Source organism: Caballeronia terrestris (assembly GCF_001544515.1).
Classification (GTDB): domain Bacteria; phylum Pseudomonadota; class Gammaproteobacteria; order Burkholderiales; family Burkholderiaceae; genus Caballeronia; species Caballeronia terrestris.
On record NZ_FCOL02000013.1, the window covers coordinates 135,365 to 158,634 of the forward strand.

A 23,270-nucleotide genomic window follows, 5' to 3' on the forward strand; every position below is an offset into this window, starting at 1 on the left:
TCAGTCTCCGCCCGTCACGCGCAGCACTTCCTCGAGCGACGTCACGCCCATCTCGAGCCAGCGGTTCGCGTCCTCGCGCAGCGTGCGCATACCGTGCGCGCGGCCGGCGGCGAGAATCTCGGCGTCGGCGGCGTTGCGGTGGATCAGCGGCCGGATCGGCTCGTCGATCAGCAGCAGTTCGTACACGCCGCGACGCCCCGCGTAGCCCGACTGCCCGCAGCGGTCACAGCCGACCGGATGCCAGTGCGCAACACCTTCCTCGATGCGCTCTTCCTTGCACACCGGGCAAAGCTGCCGCACGAGCCGCTGCGCCAGCACGCCGAGCAGCGACGAAGCCAGCAGATACGGCTCGACACCCATGTCGGTGAGACGCGTGACGGCGGATGCGGCGTCGTTCGTGTGCAGCGTCGCGAGCACGAGGTGGCCCGTCAGCGACGCCTGCACGGCGATCTGCGCCGTTTCGAGGTCGCGGATTTCGCCGATCATGATGATGTCCGGGTCCTGCCGAAGAATCGAACGCAACGCGCGGGCGAACGTCATGCCGATCCGCTCGTTCACCTGCGTCTGGCCGATGCCCGAGAGGTCGTATTCGATCGGGTCCTCCACCGTCATGATGTTGGTGGTGGTCGTCTCGAGGCGCGACATCGCGGCGTAAAGCGTGGTCGTCTTGCCGGAGCCGGTCGGGCCGGTCACGAGCACGATGCCGTGCGGACGGCCGATCAGCTTGTCGAAATGGACGAGCGTGTCGCGCGCCATGCCGAGCTTTTCGAGATTCAGCCGCTGCGCGTCCTTTTCCAGCAGACGCAGCACCGCGCGTTCGCCGTGACCGGTCGGCAGCGTAGAGACGCGCACGTCGACCGCCCGGCCGCCGACGCGCAGCGTGATCCGCCCGTCCTGCGGCAGCCGTTTTTCCGCGATATCGAGCTGCGCCATGATCTTGATCCGCGAGATCAGCGCGCCGTGCAGCGCTTTTTTGGGACGGACGACGTCGCGCAGCGTGCCATCGACGCGAAACCGCACGACCGACGCGTTCTCGAACGGCTCTATATGAATGTCCGACGCCTGCTCGCGCGCCGCCTGCGTCAGAAGCGCGTTGATCATGCGGATGATCGGCGCGTCGTCCTCGGATTCGAGCAGGTCCTCGACTTCGGGGATGTCCTGCATCAGTCGCGACAGATCGACCTCGCCCTCCACCTCGCCGACCACTTGCGCCGCGCTCCCGTCGTTGCGCGCGTACGCCGAGTTGATCGCGGCGGCCAGTTCGTCGGCGGGCACCCGCACCACCGTCAGCGCGCCGAAATTGCGCGCGACTTCGGCGAGCGCGGCGTCGCTGGTTTTGTCGCTGATCCAGACTTCGATGCTCTCGGCGTGCTGATGCGCGACGAGAATCTGCCCGGTACGCGCGAAGCCGTACGGCACGAGGCGCGCCGCGAGCGGCGATGGCAGGCCGCTGCCCGTGACGTGCGGCGTGCCGGCGGCGTCGGCCTGTGCGTGGGCCGTGCTCACGGCCGCGCTCCGGCGTCGCCGTTGAGCGGCATGCCGGGCACCGAGTTGTTCGGCACCGCGTAGTTGGTGACGCCGTTCGTCGCCGGGGCCATCGGTTGCGACCCCTGCGGCACCTGCTGCGCGCCCTGCGGACCTTGCGGCGCGGACTGCGCGTTCGGGTCCTGCGGTAGCGTCGAGCTGCCGTTTTGCGAACGCGTCGTCTCGTTCCAGTTGAAGAGGTTCTGCGCGGGCACGCCGCCCTGGCTCGGGCCGATCGGCTGCGGCGGCAGCATCGGCACGTCCTTGTCGCGGATCAGGCGGTTGTCCGTCGTCGAACCGTATTGCTGCTGGCGCAGGTAGTCGTAGCGCTGGTTCGCGATCTGCGTGGACGTGGCCTGGTCGCGCACGATCACCGGGCGCAGGAACACCATCAGGTTGGTTTTCGTGCGCGTCTTGTTTTCGGTGCGGAACAGGCTGCCGATCCACGGAATGTCGCCGAGCAGTGGAATCTTGCTGTTGCCCGCGTTGTACTGGTCCTGCATCAACCCGCCGATCACGACGATCTCGCCGTCGTCGGCCATGATGGTCGACTGGATCGAGCGCGTGTTGATCGTCACACCGCCGGGATTGTTGGTCGTGGTGGCATCGACGCTCGAATCTTCCTGATAGAGCTGCAGCTTCAGGATGCCGCCTTCGGTGATCTGCGGCTTCACGTGCAGCGTCACGCCGACGTCGCGCCGGTCGAACGTGTTGAACGCCGTGACGGACGTAGCCGTGTTGGCGGTCGGGGTGGCGTAGGAGCCGGTCACGACTGGCACGTTCTGGCCGACGACGATCTTCGCTTCCTCGTTGTCGAGCGTGATGAGGTTAGGCGTCGAAAGAATGTTGGCATCGGACGACGTCGACAGCGCCTGGAGCAAGCCGCCGAGCCCGAAGAAATTGCCGAACTTGTGGAGCAGGCCGACGTTCAGGCCCTGCGCGAGGAGTCCGGTCTGTCCCGAAAGCGCCGACGGATTCTGCGCGACGGCGTTGCCGGAAAGCGTCAAATCGACGATGTTCGTATTGCCGCTGCCAAAGCTCGAACTGCCGTAAACCGCGTTGTTGCCGCCGTTCGACATCAGGAGGCCCTGCCACTGGATGCCGAGATTCGCCCCCGTCGTCGCCGACAATTCGACGATCAGCGCCTCGATGTACACCTGCGCGCGGCGGGCGTCGAGCTGGTCGATCACCGTGCGCAGATTGCGGTAGACGGGATCGGGCGCGGTGATGATCAGCGAATTCGTCGCGGCATCGGCCTGGATCATGCCGCCCTGCTGGTCGCCGCTGGTGGAATCGCTGTCCTTGTTCGAGAAGCCTGTGTCCTTGGTCGTGCCGCCGCCCGACATCGGGTTGCTGCCCGAGGCGGAGCTGCCGGACATGCCGCTCGGCAGCGGCGGCATGCCGGCCGTGCCCGTCGAGGACGAGCCCTGGTTGTACGAATTGGAGTTGTTCAGGCTGTTCGACGCCGCGTTGCTCGTCGAATCGCTGCCGCCACCGCCTTTGCCCAGCATGCCGCGCAGTGTTTTCGCGAGGCGCGTGGCGTCTGCGTTGCGCAGCGCCACGACGTGCATGTTGCCCGGCTGCGTGGTCGGCGTGTCGAGTTTGAGCGTCAGTTGCTTCGCCGCCTTCAGCCGCGCGTCGCTCGATGCGCGCAGCATCAGCGAATTGGTTCGCGCGTCGGGCGTGACGGTCACTTTGAGCGTCGGATCGTTGCTGCCGATCGTGCCGGGGTCCAGCAGCTTGTTCAGCTGCTCGGAGACGTCGAGCGCGTTCGCGTTCTTCAGTTGCACGACGTCGAAGGAGCGGCCGGCCGCGGTATCGATTCCCGCGATGATGCTGGCGATTCGCCGCACGTTGTCAGCGTAATCGGTGACGACGAGCGTGTTGTTGCCCGGGTAAGCCGCGATCGTATTGTTCGGCGAGATCAGCGGGCGCAGCACCGGCAGCAGATTATTCGCCGACTCGTTGTGCAGCGCGAACACCTGCGTGATCACCTGATCGCCGCGCGCCGCCGGCGCGTTGCCGACGTAGGTCGGCACGCCCTGCAGCTTCGCGTCGGCTTCCGGCACCACTTTCAGCACGCCGTGATCCTGCACGAGCGCGAAGCCCTGCATGCGTAGCGCGGATTGCAGGATTTTGAGCGCCTGCTCTTCCGGGACGGTATTTTCCGACGTCAGGTTCAACTGCCCCTTCACGCGCGGATCGACGATGATCGTCTTGCCGGTCGCCGCGCCGATCGCGCGCGCGACCTGATCGATATCGGCGTTGACGAAATTGAGCGTCACCTGCGCCTCGGCGATTTGCGCGGTTACAAGTCCTGCCATCAGCAGTGCCGTCGCTGCGCGACGCAGTGCCATACGTTTTCTTCTCATGGAGTGTGATTTCAAGGCCAGGGCGCGTGGCGCCCGAGGCCGGCTGCATCGTGCCGTTCAAACCGCGGAAAGCGCCGGCCGGCAACGCATTCGCGCCGGTCGTGCAGGAATGCCTATATCTCAAAAACGAGAACATTAGCAGCTTTTAATGTCCGGATTGTCACAATAGGTCTGCCTTTGGACGATCCGGATAAACATCTTGCGGGCTCAAGCTTTCAACAATCCTGCCGTCAGACAGCAACGAGTTGCACGTTGATCAGAGTAAGCCGCCGGAGGCACTCACTCTGGTCGAGACAGGCTGTTCACGGATTGATGCGCTTTTGTGCCAAAAAACGGGATTTTAACCGGTCCGGACGGCTTATTATTCATACCTTTAATCGTTCTTCGATAGACGGGCTATGCTTCGGCTCGTCTAGCCGCCTGGCGCCAGAGTCCTTGCGTATGTCTGATGGCCAACTTTTGGACCAAATAGTCTGCCGTTATGATACGGGCGGTTCCCGGTTGCGGGCGGTTGGCGTCGAGGCGGGGTTTTCCCGGTGACGCACACGTGGCGAGGCCGTTCGCGGCTTCGCGTGCAGTAGATGGATCGCGCCCGGCTGGGGCGCATGGATGGAATGAAGATGAAGAAAATCCTGCGATGTATTGCGTTTGGCCTGGGCGCCTGGGTGGCGGCTGCGCCCGCGCACGCCGACTGTTTCGACGAAGCGGCGAAGTACCAGAAGGTCAATCCGCTGATCCTGCGCGCCATTGCGTGGCAGGAATCGCACAACAAGCCGGATGCGATGAACAAGAACGCCAACGGTTCCATCGATTACGGCCTGATGCAGATCAACTCCATCCATCTCAATACATTGCAGCAGTACGGTATTTCGAGCGGCGAGCTGATGCAGCCGTGCAAGAGCGTCTATGTCGCCGCGTGGCATTTGCGCCAGAAGATGAACAAGTATGGCAATACGTGGCAGGCGGTCGGTGCCTACCATTCCGAGACGCCCGCGTTGCGCGACAAATATTCCCGACAGATCATCGATATCCTGAGCCGCTGGAAGCTGCTGCAGGCTTCGCGCTGAGCGGAGTCGAGCTGAGCGCTTCTGTCGCAGGGCGCCAGTTCCGGTTTCGCCCTTTTGCGCGATGGCGCGGCCCCGTTTTGATGCACAATTCCCTCTTCCCGCACCGGCGCGCGGCCGTTTAGTTCGTTTGCACCGCGCTCGTCCGTGACGCGCCTGCCCGCCTGCCAATCCTCACGCCCCCATCGCAATGAACCAGCCGCCCATTCCAGTCACCGTGCTCTCCGGATTCTTCGGCGCGGGCAAGACCTCGCTCCTGGATCACCTGCTCGCCAACGGCGAAGGCCGGCGGATCGCCGCTATCGTCAGTGATCAGGCTGATGCCGGCCACGCTCACATGTCGGCGGGATGCGAGCGCGTCTTGCTGCGCGACGACCTCCCCGCGACCATCGAGCGACTCGCGTCCGAAGCGCGTTTCGACGCGATCGTGATCGAATCGACGGGCGCGTCGGACCCGATGCGCGTCGCCGAGGAAATCGCGCTCGCAGAGAGCGAAGGTTCGGCCGATTTTGCCGACATCGCGCGCCTCGACACGATGGTGACGGTGGTCGACGCATCGAGCTTCCTGCGCGACTACGGCCGCAACGACTCGCTCACCGAGCGCGACATGACCGACGACGAGGACGACGATCGCACGATCGTCGAAGCGCTGGTCGAGCAGATCGAATTTTGCGATGTGATCGTCGTGAACAAGACGGATCTCGTGACGCCTGAGGCGCTCACGCGGCTCAAGCACATCCTGCACGGCCTTAACCCGCGCGCGGCGTTACTCGACGCGCGTTTCGGCGACGTGCCGGCGGCCGAAGTCGTGAATTCGGAGCGCTTCGATTTTGACGAAACGGCGAGCGCGGCCGGCTGGCTGATGACGCTCCACGGGCAGCGCGAAGCGGACGAAGCAGCGGAAGCGGCCGGCATCGCGCATCTGGTTTATCGGGCGCGCCGGCCGTTTCACCCGCAGCGTCTGTGGAATCTGCTGCACGAGGAATGGCCGCACGTGCTGCGCAGCAAGGGCTTTTTCTGGCTCGCGACGCGCAACGACGTGGGCGGGACGCTGGCGCAGGCGGGCGGCGCGTGTCGTCATGGTCCGGCGGGCGTGTGGTGGGCGGCGCAGGACCGCAGCGAATGGCCGACGGGCGATGCGGAACTGGAGGCGGAAATTGTCGCGGACTGGCACGGCGATCCGGACGACAACACTGTCGGCGACCGGCGTCAGGAACTGGTGCTGATCGGCGCCGATCTCGATGCGTACGCGTGGCAAGACAAGTTCGATGCCTGTCTTCTCACCGATGAAGAATGGGCGCAGGGTCCCGAGGCATGGAAGCGTTTCAGCGATCCGTTCCCGTCATGGGACATGGAGGAACACGACCATGACCACGATCATGGCGACGACTGCGATTGCGGGCATCACACGCACTGAAGGCGCTGCATCGCATGGGACGCGACAGGCGAAAAAAAACCCGCCTGCAGCGGCGGGTGATTTTCCAGTTCGTCCGACTCGCGCGACTGGCTGGGAAACTTGCAAAATGCGTTGCTACGAAGTGTTCCCGACCGGGCGACCCAAAAAGGCAGCCCAACGATCGGCATAGCACTCAACGCTTGTTCACTGCGTCCTTGAAAGCCTTGCCTGCCGTGAACTTGACGGTCTTGGCTGCCGGAATCTTGATGGATTCGCCGGTCTTCGGATTGCGGCCGGTGCGCGCTGCGCGCTTGCCCGAGCCGAAGCTGCCGAAGCCGATCAACTGCACCGCGTCACCCTTCGATACAGCCTTCTTGATCACTTCGAGCAGCGTGTCGAGCGTTTCGCCGGTTTGAGCCTTGCTGGCGCCGGTCTGAGCGGCTACGGCGTCGATCAGTTCCTGTTTGTTCATTAAGGTTCCTTTATCAGTTTAGGTTGACACGAACAGCGCGAACGCGCCGATTATACGTGCGCAGGCCTTGCAGTCGAGTGGTGGCGGCATTCCGGCGCCCCCGGCCGCTGATCTGGCATCACTCCACATCATGGCCGTCCTGCCGTCTCTCTATGCGGCGCTTGGTATCATAACGCAGCGCAAACCCAATCAGGATAAGGGTTTCAAAGATTTACCCTTAATTTTTGAACCCGTTTTTCCATTATTGCGGCTTGCCGACCCAGGGACCAACCGATGCTACGCGAGCTGATCGTCGAATACGGGCTGTCGTTGGTTTTTGCCAACGTGCTTCTCGAGTCCCTCGGATTACCCCTCCCAGCCTTGCCCACATTGGTTCTCACGGGTGCGATCACCACCGCCGCAACGCTCGTTCCGGGCCCTGCTGGGTGGCTTCCCCAATTGCCTTTACTCGCCATCGTGGGGGTCGCGATGGTCGCGGCGCTCATCGGCGACGTGCTCTGGTTCTGGCTTGGCAAGCGCTATGGCAACCGCGTCCTGCGGTTCCTGTGCCAGCTCTCGATGTCGCGCGATACCTGCGTATCGCGCAGCCTCGGCTTCTTCGACCGCTTCGGTGTGCGCGTGCTGGCGGTATCGAAGTTCATCCCCGGCTTGTCGACGCTCGCGATTCCCGTCGCCGGCGCGACGGGCGTCGGCTTCGGCACCTTTCTAATGTATGACGCGATCGGCTGCCTGCTGTGGGCCGGGCTGGGTGTCGCGCTCGGGACGATGTTCGCGGCCGCCGTCGATACCGTTCTCGCGTGGCTCGACTGGCTCGGACGCGGCGCGCTGGTGGTCGTCGGCATGGCGCTCGTGCTGTATGTCGCCGTGCGATGGTGGCGCCGGATGGCGCTGCTCAAGCGGCTGCGCATGACGCGCATCGATATCGCGCAATTGCGTGCGTTGCTGGATGGCGAGCCACCGCCCGTGATCGTCGACGTGCGGCGCGAGATGGGCCGCAAGATCGATCCGTACGTGATTCCCGGCGCGCTCGCACTGCGCGATGGCGACGCCGCGCCGCAACTCGCCGCCCTGCCCCGCAACCGCAAGCTCGTGATGTATTGCGACTGCCCGAATGAGATCTCGGCGGCGCTCGCCTCCGAGGAACTCAAGTCGCACGGATTCGCCGATGTCGCGCCGCTCGCGGGCGGGTTGTCCGCTTGGCGCGCGGCGGGTTATGCGCTCGAGCCGTTGCTGCTCGACGCAGCGGCGCACGATGCGATGCGGCGCGTTGTCAGTTCAGCCCCTTCGGAATGACCGATCCGTTACTCAATGCGCATGACCTGCCCGCGCGCTGGGCGCGGCGGCGTCGCTTCGTCATCGTCGATACGCTTTTCGGCGATGGCCGCGCGTTTCTTGCCGCCTGGGCCGCTTGGCGCGCTGATCCCGAGCGTTGCGAGCGGCTGCATTTCGTTTCGATCGGAACTCTGGATACGCTTGATCGCGTGCCGGTTGAACTCGCGTCGATCTGGCCTATGCGCGTTACCGGCATGCATCGGCTGGAACTGGAAGCAGGACGCGTCGTGTTGACGCTCGCTATCGGCGATCCCGGTGAGATGCTGCAAAAGCTATGGCTACGCGCCGATGCGTTCAATCTACGCGTCCATGCAAGCGACGATCCGCGTCCGCTCTGCAAAGCGCTCGCGCGAATCGCAGGCGACAACGCAACCGTCGCCGCCGACGCGCATCCGCTCTTGCAGCGCGCACTCGAAGCGGCCGGTTTCGCCTGCGATGAACCCGCGCCACCGCTCATCAAAGCCCGCTTCGCGCCGCGCTGGCGCGTGCGTCGTCACGAACCACCGCTCGCCGCCGCCACGCCCGAGAGGCACGCAATCGTGATCGGCGCGGGACTCGCGGGTTGCGCGGTGACCTCGCGCCTCGCCGCGCGCGGCTGGCGCGTCACGCTGATCGACCGCAACGACGGCGTCGCGCGCGACGCGTCCGGCAACCCCGCCGGCGTGTTCCACCCGATCGTCTGGCGCGACGACAGCCCTGCTGCTCGCCTAACGCGGGCGGGTTTCCTGTACGCGCTGCGTCACTGGACGGCGCTCGAAGATGCCGGCCACGAGCTGCTGCGAACCCGCGACGGCCTGCTGCAAATCGCCGACTCCCCCGAAGATGCCCTCGCCATCGCCGATGCCATCGCGCGATTTGGCTTGCCGGCGTCTTACGCGGTTGCGGCGACGCGCGCGGATGCATCGCGGATCGCGGGTGTCGATGTGGCGCGTGGTGGATGGTTTTTCGCGCGCGGCGGCGCGATTTCGCCGGCGGCGGTTTGCGCAGCACAGTGCGCGGTCGCGGGCAACGCATTGACGCGTATTTTCTCGACGCAAATCGACCGCATCCAACACGACGGCCACGACTGGCACGCTTTCGACGCGACCGGAACGCTCATAGCCCACGCGCCCGTCGTCGTACTTGCTAACGCACACGACGCGATGCGGCTCGCACACCTCCACGGGCAGCCGACGCGCGGTGTGCGCGGCCAGCTCACCGTGCTCGATCCATCGCCGCTCGGCGCGCTGCGCGTGCCCGTCATCGGCGACGGCTACGCGGTGCCGCTCGCGCCGCAACGCACGCTGACCGGCGCCACCTACGACATCGACAGCACCGATCGCAAGGTCCGCTCAGCAGGCCATCGCGAGAACCTGGAGCGGCTCGCGCGGATGCTGCCGTCGTCGAATGTCGAATTGAATCAACACGTTGACGGACGCGTCGCGTTTCGTTGCGTGACAAGCGACCGCATGCCGATGATCGGCCAGCTCGCCGACGAAACCGCCGCCCGCGCCGATGCCGGGCGTCTCTCGGGCGCGTGGCCGCTCGACTTGCCGCGCGCGGCGGGCCTTTACGGCGCGTTCGCGTTCGGGTCGCGCGGACTGGTCTGGTCGGCGCTCGGCGCAGAACTGGTCGCATCGGAAATCGAGGGCGAGCCGTGGCCGATCGAGCGCGAACTCGCCGAAGCGCTGGATCCGGCGCGCTTTCTCCTTCGCGCCCTTCGTCACGGCGAATTCAAATAAGCGCTTTATGTTATCCACTGAGACCTGTGGATAACGCCGCGAAGAACAAGCGAAAGACTTGTGCACTCGCTGTGCACGTAAACGGGACAACTTCGCGCCGAGCCGCGCCGGCCAAAAGTTGTTCCGACTTGCGGTTAACCGCCGCACACGACCACGGTGCGCTTCTCCCTTCCGCAAGCTGTTGAATCGGCTTCGAAAACGAGAGTTATCCACAGAAACTGTCGTTGCTTGTTAACTGCTACTACGTATACATACGGTAAACATGTAAACACCTAAACCGAGGGCTATCGAAAGAAGCTAAACCGCTAGCCACCGAATCGGACGGTCGTTTTTCCTGTATCGCCCGCGATACCGGTCTGTTTTACCGCGTTAGCCCGGGACTCGCGGGTCGCGCACTGTCTTGTCCATCGACCTATGGCACAATCGGCGTTCTTCTCGCGTCACGCCGTTCATACGGCGTTCGCCTTCAAAGGAACGATGGTCGTCCGGTCAGAATCTGATCACCAACGCCGAGACCATCGTTCGCTGTGTCCGGTCCTGCATTCCGAGCCGGGTTCGTACGCCACGCCGTCACGAGACTGGCGGCGCGCACGGCCCAGCGGCCTGGGCCGGCGCTTCGTCTAATCAATGCACGGCCTGCTCGTGACGCCGTGTTCGGTCCGAATTTCGTTTCGCCTGGGTGAACCAACGCTCGATGTTCGGACGAGTCGCTCTGTCCGCGAGCGTTTCGCTGTACACGCGCAAGTCACGTAGCTGCTCATGTGCTCCATCTGCTGGAAGCTGCGAAGAAGTGCTTTGCACAGACCAGAGAGGCGCTGAAGCGCCGGCTACAACTACGTTGCATGCGATCAGGGCAAGGCGCTCAAATGCCAACCAGGACTACGTTGTATGGGACCGGAGCAAGGCGCTAAAGCGCCAACCAGGACTACGTTGTATGGGACCGGAGTAAGGCGCTAAAGCGCCAACTCCGGTCGACAAAGGAGAACTCAACACGATGAATTCGGCATTTTCGTTTCTACCCACCTGGCCGCTGGTACCCGACGCCATTTTCTGGGCCGGCATCGCGCTCGTTGCCGCAGGCCTGTGCGGCGAGCTGCTGTGGCGCGCCTGGCGGCTGCCGCGCATCACCGGCTACGCGGTGATCGGCCTGATCGCCGGCAACGCGGGTTTCGGCGTGATCGACGTCAGCGACGCCGGTCTCTCCCGGCCGCTGCTCGACGTCGCGCTCGGGCTGCTGCTCTTCGAGCTCGGCAGCCGGCTCGACCTGCGCTGGATCCGGCGCAATCCGTACCTGATCCTCTCCAGCATCGCGGAATCGACGCTCACGTTCGGTTTCGTGCTGATCGCGCTTATGCTCTGCAATGTGCCGACGATGCAATCGGTCGTGATCGCAGCGATCGCGATGGCGACCTCGCCCGCGATGGTCATCCAGTTGAAGACCGAGCTCCGCGCCGAAGGCCAGGTAACGCAGCGGCTCCTCACGCTCACCGCGCTGAACAGCATGTACGCGGTCGTCGTGGAAAAGCTCGCGGCGGGCGTGCTGCATCAGGAAATCTACGGCAACACGTTTGCGACCATCGTCCAGCCGCTTTATCTGCTGATCGGTTCGCTCGTGCTGGCGTTCCTGCTCGCGCGTGCGTGCAACCTGCTGTACCGGCGCCTGAACGCGAACGATGAGCATTCGTTCGTCGCGCTGTTCGGACTCGTGCTGCTGGCGATCGCAGTCGCGCATCTCTTCAAGCTCTCGACGATTCTCGCGCTGCTCGCCGCCGGCATCATCGTGAAGAATGCCGACGAACGCCCGCAACTCTGGCCGACGCACTTCGGCTCGGCCGGGTGGCTCCTCACCGTGATCCTGTTCGCGCTGACGCTGACCGCGTTCGAATGGAGCGACATCGTTCTGGGCGGCGTCGCGGCGCTCGCGCTGATCGCGGCGCGCTTTTTCGGCAAGCTGATCGGCGTGCTGATCTTCGCGAAGCCGAGCGGCCTCGACTGGAAGCAGGGCGCGGCGCTCGGCGTCGCGCTCACGCCGATGTCGGCGCTCGCATATCTCCTCGTCGACGACATGTACGTGCTGTATCCCGACTACGACCCGACGCTGCGCGCCATCGTGATGTGTTCGATCGTCGTGTTGCAGATCGTGGCACCGTTCGTGGTGTATCGAAGCCTGTCCGCGGTCGGGGAACGGCGCGAATAGCACGAATGACGCGGCCGTTAAGGAATGGAAAGCATCATGCAGTCAACGAAAAGTATCGATTAATCAAGAGGCGTCATGTCACTCGAACCCTTCATCAACTCTGAACCGTTCACGTTCGGCGTCGAGCTGGAAATCCAGGTCGTCAACACGCACGACTACGACCTGACCAAGGCGGCATCCGACCTGATGCGTCTCATCAAGGACGAAAAAATCCCGGGCAACATCACGCCGGAGATCACGGAAAGCATGATCGAGCTGTCGACGGGCATCTGCACGACGCACGAGCAGGCCGTCACCGATTTGCGCGCGATCCGCGACACGCTGGTCGCCGCGGCCGATCAGCTCAACGTCGGTCTGTGCGGCGGCGGCACGCACGCGTTCCAGCAATGGAGCGACCGCCAGATCTACGACACGCCGCGCTTCCAGTACATCTCGGAACTCTACGGCTATCTCGCGAAGCAGTTCACGGTGTTCGGCCAGCACGTGCACATCGGCTGCCCGGATCCGAACAGCGCGCTGTTCCTGTTGCATTCGATGTCGCGTTTCATCCCGCATTTCATCGCGCTGTCGGCATCGTCGCCGTATATCCAGGGCGTCGATACGGGCTTTCACTCGGCTCGGCTCAATTCCGTGTTCGCGTTTCCGTTGTCGGGCCGCGCGCCGTTCGCGCTCACCTGGGACAGCTTCGAGGAATATTTCGGGAAGATGGTGAGCACGGGCGTCGTCAACAGCATGAAGGACTTTTACTGGGACATCCGGCCGAAGCCGGGTTTCGGCACGATCGAAGTCCGCGTGATGGACACGCCGCTCTCGGTGGACCGCGCGGCGGCGATCGCGTGCTACATCCAGACGCTGTCGCGCTACCTGCTGCTCGACAAACCGCTCACACTCAAGGAAGACGATTACCTCGTCTACACGTTCAATCGCTTCGAGGCATGCCGGTTCGGGCTGGAAGGCGTCTGCATCAATCCGCAGACGGGCGAGCGGCGCACCATCGCCGAAGATATCCTCGAGACGCTCGATATCCTCGCGCCGCACGCGGAGGCGCTCGGATCGACGGAGGCGCTGAAGCAGGTCGGCGACATCGCGCGCGGCAACAACAATGACGCGACGTGGCTTCGTCATGTCTTCGACAAGGAAAAATCGCTGCACGAAGCGGTGCGGCAGCAATGCCTGCAGTGGCGTCAGTAGGCGCTCACGGCGTATCAAACAGACAACCCGCTTTCGAGCGGGTTTTTTTACGAAATTTTTTGTTCGGCAGTCGACAGTGCGTCCGATGCGGCGGGCTTAAGGTTTACCGATAGAAAGTCGTATACATACGTAATAGTAGTTAACAAGCAGCGTCCGATTCTGTGGACAACTGCAAAAAGGCACGTAAAGTCAAGGTTCTAGCGTCGAGATAAGTGGCCTCGATTTGCGTGCATCGTGCGCCGGAACCCGGGAAAACGCGAAAGGGCGTGGTCGTCGAGCGAGAGTTATCAAGAATCGGCGCACATCGAATCGATGACTTTTCCCACGGGTTATCCACAGTGTCGCGTGAATAACTAAGGTGTACGTTTGTTCCGTGTCGCTTAGAATGTCGTCTTTGCCGATTCTTAAGATGATCGGCAAATTTAAGAAAGCGTCAGCAGCAACATAAGACGCAAGAGAGTTGCAATGTCCCATCGGGCGATACTTCGTTGGATTGGTACGCCTGAATTTTGAGACGGCAGGCGCCGTCGGCCGGCAACGGTTGGCGGAGAAGCTTGCGGCGAGCGCCGGGCGGCATGTTCGGGCGGCGGATCGCGTGCGGGATGCCCGCCGTCAAAACACATAAGCGGAACAAGAAGCGAAAGACTATGAGCGAAGGCGTATATGGAGAGCAGGCGACGGGGCGGGTGACCCACGGCCTGCTGCGGCTGAGCACGGCGATGCGCAGCCAGGCTTGGGAATGGGCGGAAGGTGCGGGGCTCACGCCGACCCAGGGTGAAATCCTCGTGCTGCTGATGCAGCGCAAGGGGCCGATGCGGCTAGGCGAGATCGCGCGCGAAACCGCGCTGACCGCCGCCACCACCAGCGATGCGGTCAGCACGCTGGAAGGAAAGGGTCTCGTCGAAAAGCGTCGCGCGCTCGACGACGGCCGCGCGCTCGCGGTTCGTCTGACGACTCGCGGCCGCGCGGCGGCCAAGCGCGCGCTGCAATGGCCGGACTTCCTCGCGAAGGCGGTCGGCACGCTGCGCGAGGACGAACAGGCGGCGTTCTACCGCACGCTGCTGAAGACGATCCGGCAACTGGAGACGCAGGAGCAGATTCCGGCGCACCGCATGTGCCTCTCCTGCGCGCATTTCCAGGCGAGCAAGAATCCGAAGAAGACGCCGCATCACTGCGCGCTTCTGCAGATTTCGATGGCCGATACCGATCTGCGACTCGATTGTTCGGTATACGAAGAAGCGGACGTCGCCACGCAGAAGAAAAGCTGGAAAATTTTCGCCCAGGTGGCTTAAACATCGCCTGAAAAGTGGCATGAAGCGCCATCCGGCAGGGATGTGAGCTTTTCTGCGAGTCGGTTAGACTGTGCCGGTCGCGCCCCCATTCAGGGAGCGCGGCCGGTTACCCATTCGCAGCCCCAAAGCCACGGAATCCTGCTGATGAAACATGAAGTCCTGGCGATCCGCCACGTGTATTTCGAAGATCTGGGCAATCTCGAACTGGCGCTCGGCGACCGCGGCCATTTCGTGCGTTATCTCGACGTCGGCCGTGGACGCATCGATGCCCCGAATCCGCTCGATCCGTCGCTGATGGTCGTGCTCGGCGGCCCGATCGGCGCCTACGACGAAGCCAGCTATCCGCATCTCGTGCCGCTACTGTCGATGCTGGAAAAGCGCATCGCGGCGGGGATGCCGACCATCGGCATCTGTCTTGGCGCGCAGTTGATCGCCCGGGCGCTCGGTGCGCGCGTCTATCCCGCTGCGGAAAGAGAGCTCGGCTGGGCGCCGCTCACGCTGACCGACGCCGGACGCGCGTCGGCGCTGCGGCATCTCGACGCCGACGGCCACTCCACGCCCGTATTCCACTGGCACGGCGACACCTTCGATCTCCCCGACGGCGCCACGCATCTCGCCTCGACGCCTGCTTGCCAGAATCAGGCGTTCACGTGGAACGAGCACGTGCTGGCGCTGCAATGCCACCCTGAAGTGCTCGCGGACCGCTTCGAGAGCTGGCTCGTCGCATATCCCGGCGACATCGCGCAAAGCGGCACGACCGCGACGCGGCTGCGTGCGGACACTGTGCGCTTCGGCCCGGGACTGGAGCGCGCCGCGCGCGCGATGTTCGGCGAATGGCTAGACCAGTTCGATTTCACCCAGCCACGCGAATAATGCAATGAAGACGATTCTCGACGCCGTGCTGATCGGCCGGGTCGCGCCGCTCGGTGCGCAGGGCAAGAAGAGCGCGATTCACAAGACGCCGGTGCACGAACGCGTGCGCGTCGGCGAAACGGGTCTCGAAGGCGACGAACAGCACGAGCGCAAACATCACGGCGGCCCGGAAAAGGCATTGCATCACTATTCGTTCGATCACTACGCCGTCTGGCGCGATGAGTGGAGAGGTGACGCTGCCGGTATCGAACGCTTTCAGATGCCGGGTGCGTTCGGCGAAAACCTTTCGACACGCGGCATCGACGAAAGCGATGTCTGTGTCGGCGACGTGTTTCGCATCGGCACCGCGATCGTGCAGGTGTCGCAGCCGCGCCAGCCTTGCTGGAAGCTCAACCTGCGCTTTGCCCGTGAAGACATGTCGCGACGCGTCCAGGACACGCGCCGTACCGGCTGGTACTACCGCGTGCTGGAGCCGGGCGAGATAGGCGCGGGCGATGCCGTCGAACGGCTGGCGCGGCCGCATCCGCAATGGAGCGTCGCGCGGCTGTTGCGCGTGCTGTACGTCGATCGCGATGACCGCGTATCGCTCGAACAGATGGCCGCGCTCGATGCGCTGACGCCTTCATGGCGCAAGACGGCGCAAAAGCGACTGGAAAGCGGCAACGTCGAATCGTGGGCGAGCCGTCTGGATACGCCGTCGAGCCAGCGCGCCGACGACTGACGCGACGCGCTTGCGGACCAAGGCCGCCGCTGCAGGACCAAAAGCGAAGTGCTATTCTCGATCGCAATTTTCCTCACCGGACACCCGTCATGAGCGCGTTGTTTTCTCCCGCCACGTTGCGCGGCGTCACGTTGCGCAATCGCATCGTCGTGTCGCCGATGTGCCAGTATTCCGCCGAGCGCGGCGAAGCCACCGCGTGGCACATGATCCATCTCGGGACGCTTGCGCTGTCGGGCGCGGCGATGCTGTTCATCGAAGCGACCGCTGTCGAACCGGACGGCCGCATCACGCCCGGTGACCTCGGCCTTTGGGACGATGCCACCGAAGCCGCGCTCAAACCCATCCTCGCCGCGATCCGCCAGCATTCGCACATCGCCGTGACGATGCAGCTCGCGCACGCGGGCCGCAAGGCGTCGAGTCATGTGCCGTGGGACGGCGGCCAGCAGATCGCCGTGTCGGACGGCGGGTGGATGACGTCCGCGCCGTCGGCGATCCCGCATAAGGAAGGCGAAACGCCGCCGCTCGCGCTCGATACCGCTGGACTGATCCGCGTGCGCGAGGCGTTCGTCGCAACGGCAAAACGCGCGGACCGGCTTGGCGTCGACGCGCTCGAACTGCACGCCGCGCACGGGTACCTGCTGCACCAGTTCCTGTCGCCGATCGCCAATCAGCGCACCGATGAATACGGCGGCTCGCTCGAAAACCGCATGCGCTTTCCGCTCGAAGTCTACGATGCGGTCCGCGCCGCGTTTCCCGCCGACAAACCGGTCGGCGTGCGCGTGTCGGCGTCCGACTGGGTCGAGGGCGGCTGGGGCATCGAGGACACCATCACCTTCGCCAACGAGCTGAAGAAGCGCGGCGTTGACTGGGTCGATGTGTCGTCGGGCGGCGTGTCGCCGAAGCAAAAGATCCCGCTCGAACCCGGCTATCAGGTGCCATTCGCGAAGGCGGTGAAGGAAGCGACCGGGCTCAACACGATCGCCGTCGGGCTGATCACCGATCCGATGCACGCCGAGGAGATCATCGAAAGCGGCGAGGCGGATTTCATCGCGCTCGCGCGGGCGCTGCTCTATAACCCGCGCTGGCCGTGGCACGCGGCAGCGCAACTCGGCGCGACAGTCGAAGCGCCGCCGCAATACTGGCGCTCGCAGCCGCGCGACCAGAAGGCGCTCTTCGGCGATATCTCGTTCGGCCAGCGCTAAAGCCAGCGCACCGTCAAAGCAGGCGCGTCCGGTTGAACTGGTGCGCGCCTACCGTGTACGATGCCGATTGTCCGGACGCTCGACGCATCCGGCACGATGAACGCGGCGCCTTTGAGGCCGTCGCGTTTTTTTCATTCCCGTTTCCGTCCGTACGCCTCCCGCGCCTCACCGTGAGACGCGCGCGCGATGCGGCGGCGCGGGCGTCAATCAACCCTCCACAGCGATCGTTATTTAAGGATTCATTCGATGAGTTCACGCAGGGTCACCGTTCGCCGCTCGGGCGTGCATGGCAAGGGCGTGTTTGCCGCGAGGCGGATTGCGGCGGGCGAGCAGGTGATGGAATACAAGGGCGAGCGCATTTCGTGGAAAGAGGCGCTGCGCCGTCATCCGCACAATCCGGAGGAGCCGAACCACACGTTCTACTTCGCACTCGACGACGGCCGCGTGATCGACGGCAAGATCGACGGCAACAGCGCGAAATACATCAACCACTCGTGCGCGCCGAATTGCGAGGCCGAGGAAGCGGAAGGCCGCGTATTCATTCATGCGCTTCGCGACATCGAACCGGATGAGGAGCTGTACTACGACTACGGTCTCGTCATCGACGGTCGCATCACGAAGAAGCTCAAGAAGGAATACGAGTGCCGCTGCGGGTCGAGGAAATGCAGGGGAACGATGCTCGCGCTGAAGAAGTAGGCATCGCGAGCCATGAAAAAGAGCGCCACGGCAGCGATGCCGTGGCGTTTTTTATGGCGCGGGCTTCGCGGCCGGCGTGCGCGGCTTTAGCGGCATGTGCACGACGAAGCGCGCGCCGCCCTCCGGCGCGTCTTCGTAATGCACGCTGCCGCCGTGCAGCACCATGATGTCGTGGACGATCGCGAGGCCGAGACCCGCGCCGCCTTCCACCGTCTGTCCGTCGCCGCGGAAAAAGCGCTTGAAGAGATCGGGCTGCTGGTCGTGTGGCACGCCCGGACCGTTGTCCTCGACGGCGATTTCGCCGAAGCGCTTGCCGGCGGTATCGATGAATTCGGTCACGCTCAGCGTTACGCGCGCGCCGTCCTGGCGAAACGGCGGGATGTACTTCAGCGCATTGTCAATCAGGTTCGCAATCACTTCGCGCACGAGCACCACGTTGCCGCGCACCAGGAGCGGATCGTCGTTCTCGGGATCGTCGAGGCGCTGGAAACCCAGATCGACGCCGACCGTCAACGCGCGCGGCACCCACTCCGCGCCGGTTTCGAACGCGAGCGCGGCGAAGTCGAAATCGGAGAAGCGCGCGGCCTGTTCGCCCGGCTCCGCGCGCGCAAGCGACAGCAACTGGTTCGACAGCCGCACCGCGCGATCCGCCGACGCCCGCAGTTCCTTCACCGCCGCGAGCGTCTTCGCGGGATCGCGCGCGATCATCGCCTGCTCGGCGTGCAGCTTCACGGCGGTGAGCGGCGTGCGCAACTGATGCGCGGCATCGGCGATGAACTTGCGCTGCGCATCGAGCGCGGTCTTCAGTCGATCGAGCAGGGCGTTCATCGCGCTCGTAAGCGGACGAATCTCGACCGGCACGAGCGTTTCGTCGACCGGTTCGAGCGAAGTGTGCGTCTGCTGGTTGAGCGTATCGGCGAGATCGGTCAGCGGATTGAGCTGCTGGTTCACCACGCGCCACACGATCACCCAGCCGGCGAGCAGCAGCAAAAGCAGCGGCATCATGATCGCGACGAGAAACTCCACGGCGATCCGATAGCGCGACCCGACGCGCTGCGCCACCTCGACGACGATCGGATTGCCGGTCGGCTGATCGACGCGCACCTGCGCCGCGCGCACGCTCGTGCCCTGGTAATGCGTTTCGAACACGTACGCGTAGTGGATGCGGCGCACGCTGGTGCCGGTCAACGGCAGATCGGGCTCGCCGGCGATTTCGTTCTCGCCGTCGCTGATGCGATAGATCAGTTGCTCGACGGGATCGGAGAACATCGCCTGCGCGAGCGGCGGTACGGTGACGGGTGCATCGACGCCGGCCAACTGGATTTGTCGCGAGATGGCGGTGGCGAGATCGGCGAGCGACCGGTCGACGACGTGCTGCGTGTACTGCCACGCGAGCCAGTACGCCATCAGGCCGCTCATCAGCGCGAGCAGGGACAGCGGCGCCGCAAGGCGCCGCAGCAGGGACCGCCTGAGACTGGGCGGAGCGGAGGAACTGGTCACCTTGGACTGCGCGAGGTGAAGCCAGTCTTCGCGAGCGAAACGTTCGTCGCTCGCGCGCCGGGTGGGGAATCGCAAAGTGTCTACGGACAGCCGCTCACGCGGCCTGCCGGATTTCCTGCAGCAGATAGCCGAAGCCGCGCACCGTCACGATTTCCACCCGCGTGCCTTCGAGCTTTTTGCGCACACGGTGCACATACACTTCGATCGCGGTATCGCCGAGGTCGCCACCGAAATGCGTAAGGTGATCCTGAAGCTGCGCCTTGCTGACCACGCGGCCATGACGCAGCAGCAGCATTTCGAGCACAGCGAATTCGCGCGGCGACAACTCGAGCGGCTTTTCGTCGTTGAAGATGCGGCGATCGACGCCCGAGAGCCGCAATCCACCCAGCGACACTTCCGGACGCGGCACGTCGCCATGCGGGCCGCTGCGGCGCATTACGGCGCGGATGCGCGCTTCGAGCTCCTGCGATTCGAACGGCTTGAGCATGTAGTCGTCGGCGCCGCTGTTGAGGCCCTGCACGCGGTCGTGCAGTTCGTCGCGTGCGGTCAGGATGATGACCGGCGTGTGGCGGTTGCTCTGGCGAAAGCGCGCGAGCAACGTCATGCCGTCGATGCCGGGCAGGCCGAGATCAAGGATCACGAGTTCATGGCGATTCTGCGCGAGCGCCTGCTCGGCGAAGATGCCGTCGTGGACCATGTCGACGGTGAAGCCGGATTGTTCGAGACTGCTTTGGATGCCGCGCGCGATGGGGCGGTCGTCTTCGATCAGAAGGATTCGCATGGAAGTCGCTCAAGTACAATGGGTTGAGCTCGAACCGGCGCGGGCCGGGTGAATCGCAACGGCGCGGCGGCGCGAGTTCGGGCCAGTTCAAAACTGTTACGTCTAAGGCGGCACGCCGCGGCTATTGCTTCTGCCGCAAGCCCTCGCGAACCGACAATTTCTGTTCCGGACATGCCTGAGATCCCGATTCAGGAACTCGAAGCAGCGATCAATTTCTGGCGCAACCGCTCGCCGTCGCGCGGGGATGAATCGAGTCTTTGCGAGGAGGTGAGCGCGCTGTCCAGGCCCTATGCGTTATTGATTGTACAGCGCACCACATCGATGTCGTCAGAGCGATTGGACCCTAAAGCCCGCGCCGCGTGGGAAGCTTACGCGCGCATTAAACAAGGGCTCGCGGGTGAAAGCTAGCCGGCGCGTTTAGCTTGCGAAAGGTTTCGAAAATGCTTTCGAATGGCGCTTTATTCCGCGTTTCGGGCGTTTCCGTCCCTTTCACCGTGTCATTGTTGGTAATACGCGCGTTACCTTTCTTCTGTCTGTAAGGTAGCGAACGCGCTCATCGGAAGGATTGCATTAAAATCGCACGATCGGCGATTAAATGCAGGAAATCATCATGATTGAACTCGATCACTTCGATCTCGCGCTTCTCGAGGTTCTTCAGCGCTTCGGACGTGCAACGCACCAGCAACTCGGCGAGGAAGTCCCGCTTTCACCGTCGCAGATCGGACGACGGTTGCAACGGCTCGAATCGACGGGTGCGATCGAAGGTTATCGCGTCATGCTGCGACCGGAGAAGCTCGGCTTGGGCGTCACCGCGTTCACAAGCCTCAAGCTGAAGCACCACGGCGACTCGGTCATTGAGCAGTTTCAGCAGCAAATCGACCTGCTGCCCGAAGTGCTCGAATGCCACGCAACAGTCGGAGACGCGGATTACCTGCTGCGCATCGTCGCGCCGGATCTGAACGCGCTGTCCACCTTCGTGATGAAAAAGCTGATGCGGGTGCCCGGCGTCGACAGCGTGCGCTCGAACATCGTCCTCACGACATTCAAGCGCAATGGTCCGCTGCCATTGGGCCACCTCTCCGCTGCTCCTGACGCCTAAGCCGCTTCGGCCAGCATATCGACGTAGGCGACCGGCACCAGGTCGCTTTGCGAGACGCCTAGCCGCGTGAACATCTCATGCGCTTCCTTTTCGCCGCCGGCTTCGTCGTCGTCCTGCGCGAGGAGCACTTCCAGTTCGATGAAATCGCCCAGGCCGTCGACGCGGTCGAGGTGAATCCGCGTGCGTCCCACGAGATACACGTGCCGCTCCTTCGTGACGATGCCGCGCGTCGTCAGCGCCTGCGCGAGCAGCGCGTGCATCGCTTCGGGATTCGTCACCGGGCTGCGCGAGTAATAGGAGACTTTCGGGCCGTCGCGGTCGTCGCGCTGGTAGAAGATCAGCTCGGACGGCGTGCCGTCGTCGAACTGACGCAGCTTCAGGCGGCCGGTCGGCACGTCGTAGAAGAAATCTTGCTGGCGAAAGATCAGCGGCGCGTCGGTCGCAAGCGAGGCGGCGCGCTCGCGAAGCGTGTCGAAGTGATGCGCGCGAGCCTTGATTTCGATGTTGCGGGCCATATGGAAAGACTCCTGGAAGCCGGTTGGAAGAGCCTGAATGCGTACACCCAGACTAACAAAATTTCGATGACGGGCGCTTGAATCGCGCGCCTGTCTTAAACCGACCATTGATCTTCGATCAGGCGCAGCGACGCCGCGATCACCGGCTCGTCGCGACGCTCCGCGAGTGCGATGAACGATAACTGCGTCTGCACCGTCATCCCGTCGACGATCGTCAGCGCGTGCGCATGCGCCTCTGCAAGCGCGATCGAATCGCGCGCCAGGGACAACCCGACGCCCGATTTCACGAGATCGAGCATCGACGGCTCCTGATCCACTTCGGCGACGATCACCGGCGTCGCGCCCGCCGCCGCAAAGATGCGCGAGAGCAGGCGGTTGTGCGCCGATTCCGGCGGCGTCCAGATCCACGGCAGCTTCGCGAGCGCCGCCCAATCGCGCTTGCCTTTATTCACGCGGCTGTTCCAGCCCGCCGGCGCCAGCACGCGGTATACGAACGGCGTCAGCGCGAGGACGTGAAAGCGCTCGCCGTCGCGCGGATCGTCGGCGGCGGGATCGCCGATGTAGAAGCCCACGTCCAGATCGCGCGTCTTCACGCGCTCAAGCACCGTGCCGGACATGCCATGCCGCAGCGCTGTCTCGATCTGCGGATACGTCTCGACGAGTTGCCGTAAAAAACCGCCGAGACGCAGGAAATCCGGATCGAGGATCGTGCCGATGCGCAGCCGTCCGCGCACTTCATGCCGCAGTGCAGCAGCCGCGCGCTTCACTTCGTTCGCGGCGGCGAGCGCCCGCTCGGCGTGTGGCAGCAACGCTTCGCCGTCGCGCGTGAGGAGCAATCCGTGCGACGTGCGCGAGAACAGCACGACGCCCAGCGTTTCCTGCAGGTTTTTGATCTGCAGGCTCACGGCGGGTTGCGTCAGATGCAGTTGTGCGGCGGCTCGCGTGAGATTTCCTTCACGAGCGACGGCGGCGAACGCGCGGAGCAGGGTGTAGTCCATCGGGTGATATTAGCGTGTCTTATATCACTGTTGAACATATCTCATTGGATCGGGTGAGCAGGCGGCGGTACTCTTCGGTCAGAAAACCATACCCACGGAGACAGGCATGAGCGAGTCACATCGGAGTGAAACGGGCGTTGCGGCGATTTCGCATTTCATCGGCGGGCACAAGGTCGAAGGCACGAGCGATCGCTTCGGCGATGTGTTCAATCCGGCGACGGGCGCGGTTGCGTCGCGCGTTCCTTTGGCCAGCGTTTCCGAGGTCGATGCGGCGGTTGCTGCGGCTAAAGCTGCATTCCCGGCATGGAGCGAAACCGCGCCGAT

General features: G+C 63.8%; 21 protein-coding genes. 14 read left to right on the forward strand and 7 right to left on the reverse strand.

Going from position 1 to position 23,270, the window contains the following annotated elements; genetic code table 11:
• Window positions 1-1,506, reverse strand: coding sequence for a type II secretion system ATPase GspE (gene gspE, locus AWB67_RS13910; protein WP_087656828.1), 1,506 nt, complete (start codon window positions 1,504-1,506; stop codon window positions 1-3).
• Window positions 1,503-3,881 carry a type II secretion system secretin GspD gene (gene gspD / locus AWB67_RS13915; RefSeq protein WP_087656829.1) on the reverse strand — a complete coding sequence of 793 codons (2,379 nt, stop codon included), beginning with the start codon at window positions 3,879-3,881 and terminating at the stop codon, window positions 1,503-1,505. Before gspD ends, gspE begins: the two co-directional genes overlap by 4 nt.
• A gap of 635 nt (window positions 3,882-4,516) precedes the next feature.
• On the opposite strand from gspD, the gene AWB67_RS13920 reads away from it, so the two are divergent.
• Both AWB67_RS13920 and AWB67_RS13925 read left to right on the forward strand, forming a co-directional pair.
• On the forward strand, window positions 4,517-4,963 hold the full coding sequence (locus AWB67_RS13920; protein ID WP_087656854.1) for a lytic transglycosylase domain-containing protein: 447 nt from the start codon (window positions 4,517-4,519) through the stop codon (window positions 4,961-4,963).
• A 187-nt stretch (window positions 4,964-5,150) separates the two neighbouring features.
• Entirely contained in the window at window positions 5,151-6,377 is a 1,227-nt protein-coding gene (locus AWB67_RS13925) for a GTP-binding protein (protein ID WP_087656830.1), read from the forward strand.
• 172 nt (window positions 6,378-6,549) lie between these two features.
• Here AWB67_RS13925 and AWB67_RS13930 read toward each other — a convergent pair whose 3' ends face one another.
• The gene (locus AWB67_RS13930; RefSeq protein ID WP_008352404.1) at window positions 6,550-6,828 is read right to left on the reverse strand and encodes an HU family DNA-binding protein; all 279 of its coding nucleotides are present in this window, start codon (window positions 6,826-6,828) and stop codon (window positions 6,550-6,552) included.
• Window positions 6,829-7,101: 273 nt separating this feature from the next.
• Between AWB67_RS13930 and AWB67_RS13935 the strand changes: the two genes are divergently transcribed.
• The 9 genes from AWB67_RS13935 to AWB67_RS13975 all read left to right on the forward strand — a co-directional run bounded on the left by AWB67_RS13935 (window position 7,102) and on the right by AWB67_RS13975 (window position 18,053).
• Entirely contained in the window at window positions 7,102-8,121 is a 1,020-nt protein-coding gene (locus tag AWB67_RS13935; RefSeq protein ID WP_087656831.1) for a VTT domain-containing protein, read from the forward strand.
• Window positions 8,118-9,881: a bifunctional tRNA (5-methylaminomethyl-2-thiouridine)(34)-methyltransferase MnmC2/FAD-dependent 5-carboxymethylaminomethyl-2-thiouridine(34) oxidoreductase MnmC1 gene (gene mnmC / locus AWB67_RS13940; RefSeq protein ID WP_087656832.1), complete on the forward strand. Its 1,764-nt coding sequence runs from the start codon at window positions 8,118-8,120 to the stop codon at window positions 9,879-9,881. The genes AWB67_RS13935 and mnmC overlap by 4 nt, the downstream gene beginning before the upstream one ends.
• A gap of 994 nt (window positions 9,882-10,875) precedes the next feature.
• Complete coding sequence (locus AWB67_RS13945) at window positions 10,876-12,078, forward strand: cation:proton antiporter (protein ID WP_087656833.1); 1,203 nt, start codon at window positions 10,876-10,878, stop codon at window positions 12,076-12,078.
• Window positions 12,079-12,153: 75 nt separating this feature from the next.
• Window positions 12,154-13,269, forward strand: a complete 1,116-nt coding sequence (locus AWB67_RS13950; RefSeq protein ID WP_087656834.1) for a YbdK family carboxylate-amine ligase — start codon at window positions 12,154-12,156, stop codon at window positions 13,267-13,269.
• Window positions 13,270-13,916: 647 nt separating this feature from the next.
• Window positions 13,917-14,561 carry a MarR family winged helix-turn-helix transcriptional regulator gene (locus tag AWB67_RS13955; RefSeq protein WP_087656855.1) on the forward strand — a complete coding sequence of 215 codons (645 nt, stop codon included), beginning with the start codon at window positions 13,917-13,919 and terminating at the stop codon, window positions 14,559-14,561.
• A 144-nt stretch (window positions 14,562-14,705) separates the two neighbouring features.
• Window positions 14,706-15,434, forward strand: coding sequence for a glutamine amidotransferase (locus AWB67_RS13960; RefSeq protein ID WP_087656835.1), 729 nt, complete (start codon window positions 14,706-14,708; stop codon window positions 15,432-15,434).
• 4 nt (window positions 15,435-15,438) lie between these two features.
• Window positions 15,439-16,155, forward strand: a complete 717-nt coding sequence (locus AWB67_RS13965) for an MOSC domain-containing protein (RefSeq protein ID WP_087656836.1) — start codon at window positions 15,439-15,441, stop codon at window positions 16,153-16,155.
• 89 nt (window positions 16,156-16,244) lie between these two features.
• Window positions 16,245-17,357: an NADH:flavin oxidoreductase/NADH oxidase gene (locus AWB67_RS13970; protein ID WP_087656837.1), complete on the forward strand. Its 1,113-nt coding sequence runs from the start codon at window positions 16,245-16,247 to the stop codon at window positions 17,355-17,357.
• 246 nt (window positions 17,358-17,603) lie between these two features.
• Window positions 17,604-18,053, forward strand: a complete 450-nt coding sequence (locus AWB67_RS13975; protein ID WP_087656838.1) for an SET domain-containing protein — start codon at window positions 17,604-17,606, stop codon at window positions 18,051-18,053.
• Between the two features lie 51 nt (window positions 18,054-18,104).
• Here AWB67_RS13975 and AWB67_RS13980 read toward each other — a convergent pair whose 3' ends face one another.
• Window positions 18,105-19,553, reverse strand: coding sequence for a sensor histidine kinase (locus tag AWB67_RS13980; RefSeq protein ID WP_235025148.1), 1,449 nt, complete (start codon window positions 19,551-19,553; stop codon window positions 18,105-18,107).
• A 94-nt stretch (window positions 19,554-19,647) separates the two neighbouring features.
• Entirely contained in the window at window positions 19,648-20,334 is a 687-nt protein-coding gene (locus AWB67_RS13985) for a response regulator transcription factor (RefSeq protein WP_087656840.1), read from the reverse strand.
• A gap of 171 nt (window positions 20,335-20,505) precedes the next feature.
• Here AWB67_RS13985 and AWB67_RS13990 point away from each other — a divergent pair, with 171 nt between their 5' ends.
• Entirely contained in the window at window positions 20,506-20,742 is a 237-nt protein-coding gene (locus tag AWB67_RS13990; protein WP_087656841.1) for a DUF3717 domain-containing protein, read from the forward strand.
• A 202-nt stretch (window positions 20,743-20,944) separates the two neighbouring features.
• On the forward strand, window positions 20,945-21,433 hold the full coding sequence (locus tag AWB67_RS13995; protein WP_200822228.1) for an Lrp/AsnC family transcriptional regulator: 489 nt from the start codon (window positions 20,945-20,947) through the stop codon (window positions 21,431-21,433).
• On the opposite strand, the gene AWB67_RS14000 is transcribed toward AWB67_RS13995, so the two are convergent.
• Window positions 21,430-21,948 carry a class IV adenylate cyclase gene (locus AWB67_RS14000; protein WP_087656843.1) on the reverse strand — a complete coding sequence of 173 codons (519 nt, stop codon included), beginning with the start codon at window positions 21,946-21,948 and terminating at the stop codon, window positions 21,430-21,432. The two genes, AWB67_RS13995 and AWB67_RS14000, sit on opposite strands and share 4 nt — an antisense overlap.
• A 95-nt stretch (window positions 21,949-22,043) precedes the next feature.
• Complete coding sequence (locus AWB67_RS14005) at window positions 22,044-22,946, reverse strand: LysR family transcriptional regulator (RefSeq protein ID WP_087656844.1); 903 nt, start codon at window positions 22,944-22,946, stop codon at window positions 22,044-22,046.
• A 106-nt stretch (window positions 22,947-23,052) separates the two neighbouring features.
• Here AWB67_RS14005 and AWB67_RS14010 point away from each other — a divergent pair.
• Window positions 23,053-23,270, forward strand: a 218-nt coding sequence (locus AWB67_RS14010; RefSeq protein WP_125477596.1) for an aldehyde dehydrogenase family protein, incomplete at its 3' end; no start/stop codon positions are given.

Coding starts and splice junctions, on each gene's coding strand:
- AWB67_RS13930 (WP_008352404.1), bottom strand. CDS start 6,828: ATGAACAAACAGGAACTGATCGACGCCGTAGCCGCTCAGACCGGCGCC.
- AWB67_RS13955 (WP_087656855.1), top strand. CDS start 13,917: ATGAGCGAAGGCGTATATGGAGAGCAGGCGACGGGGCGGGTGACCCAC.
- AWB67_RS13945 (WP_087656833.1), top strand. CDS start 10,876: ATGAATTCGGCATTTTCGTTTCTACCCACCTGGCCGCTGGTACCCGAC.
- AWB67_RS13925 (WP_087656830.1), top strand. CDS start 5,151: ATGAACCAGCCGCCCATTCCAGTCACCGTGCTCTCCGGATTCTTCGGC.
- AWB67_RS14005 (WP_087656844.1), bottom strand. CDS start 22,946: ATGGACTACACCCTGCTCCGCGCGTTCGCCGCCGTCGCTCGTGAAGGA.
- AWB67_RS13970 (WP_087656837.1), top strand. CDS start 16,245: ATGAGCGCGTTGTTTTCTCCCGCCACGTTGCGCGGCGTCACGTTGCGC.
- AWB67_RS14000 (WP_087656843.1), bottom strand. CDS start 21,948: ATGGCCCGCAACATCGAAATCAAGGCTCGCGCGCATCACTTCGACACG.
- AWB67_RS13990 (WP_087656841.1), top strand. CDS start 20,506: ATGCCTGAGATCCCGATTCAGGAACTCGAAGCAGCGATCAATTTCTGG.
- mnmC (WP_087656832.1), top strand. CDS start 8,118: ATGACCGATCCGTTACTCAATGCGCATGACCTGCCCGCGCGCTGGGCG.
- AWB67_RS13960 (WP_087656835.1), top strand. CDS start 14,706: ATGAAACATGAAGTCCTGGCGATCCGCCACGTGTATTTCGAAGATCTG.
- AWB67_RS13995 (WP_200822228.1), top strand. CDS start 20,945: ATGATTGAACTCGATCACTTCGATCTCGCGCTTCTCGAGGTTCTTCAG.
- AWB67_RS13920 (WP_087656854.1), top strand. CDS start 4,517: ATGAAGAAAATCCTGCGATGTATTGCGTTTGGCCTGGGCGCCTGGGTG.
- AWB67_RS13935 (WP_087656831.1), top strand. CDS start 7,102: ATGCTACGCGAGCTGATCGTCGAATACGGGCTGTCGTTGGTTTTTGCC.
- AWB67_RS13975 (WP_087656838.1), top strand. CDS start 17,604: ATGAGTTCACGCAGGGTCACCGTTCGCCGCTCGGGCGTGCATGGCAAG.
- gspD (WP_087656829.1), bottom strand. CDS start 3,881: ATGGCACTGCGTCGCGCAGCGACGGCACTGCTGATGGCAGGACTTGTA.
- AWB67_RS13985 (WP_087656840.1), bottom strand. CDS start 20,334: ATGCGAATCCTTCTGATCGAAGACGACCGCCCCATCGCGCGCGGCATC.
- AWB67_RS13950 (WP_087656834.1), top strand. CDS start 12,154: ATGTCACTCGAACCCTTCATCAACTCTGAACCGTTCACGTTCGGCGTC.
- AWB67_RS13965 (WP_087656836.1), top strand. CDS start 15,439: ATGAAGACGATTCTCGACGCCGTGCTGATCGGCCGGGTCGCGCCGCTC.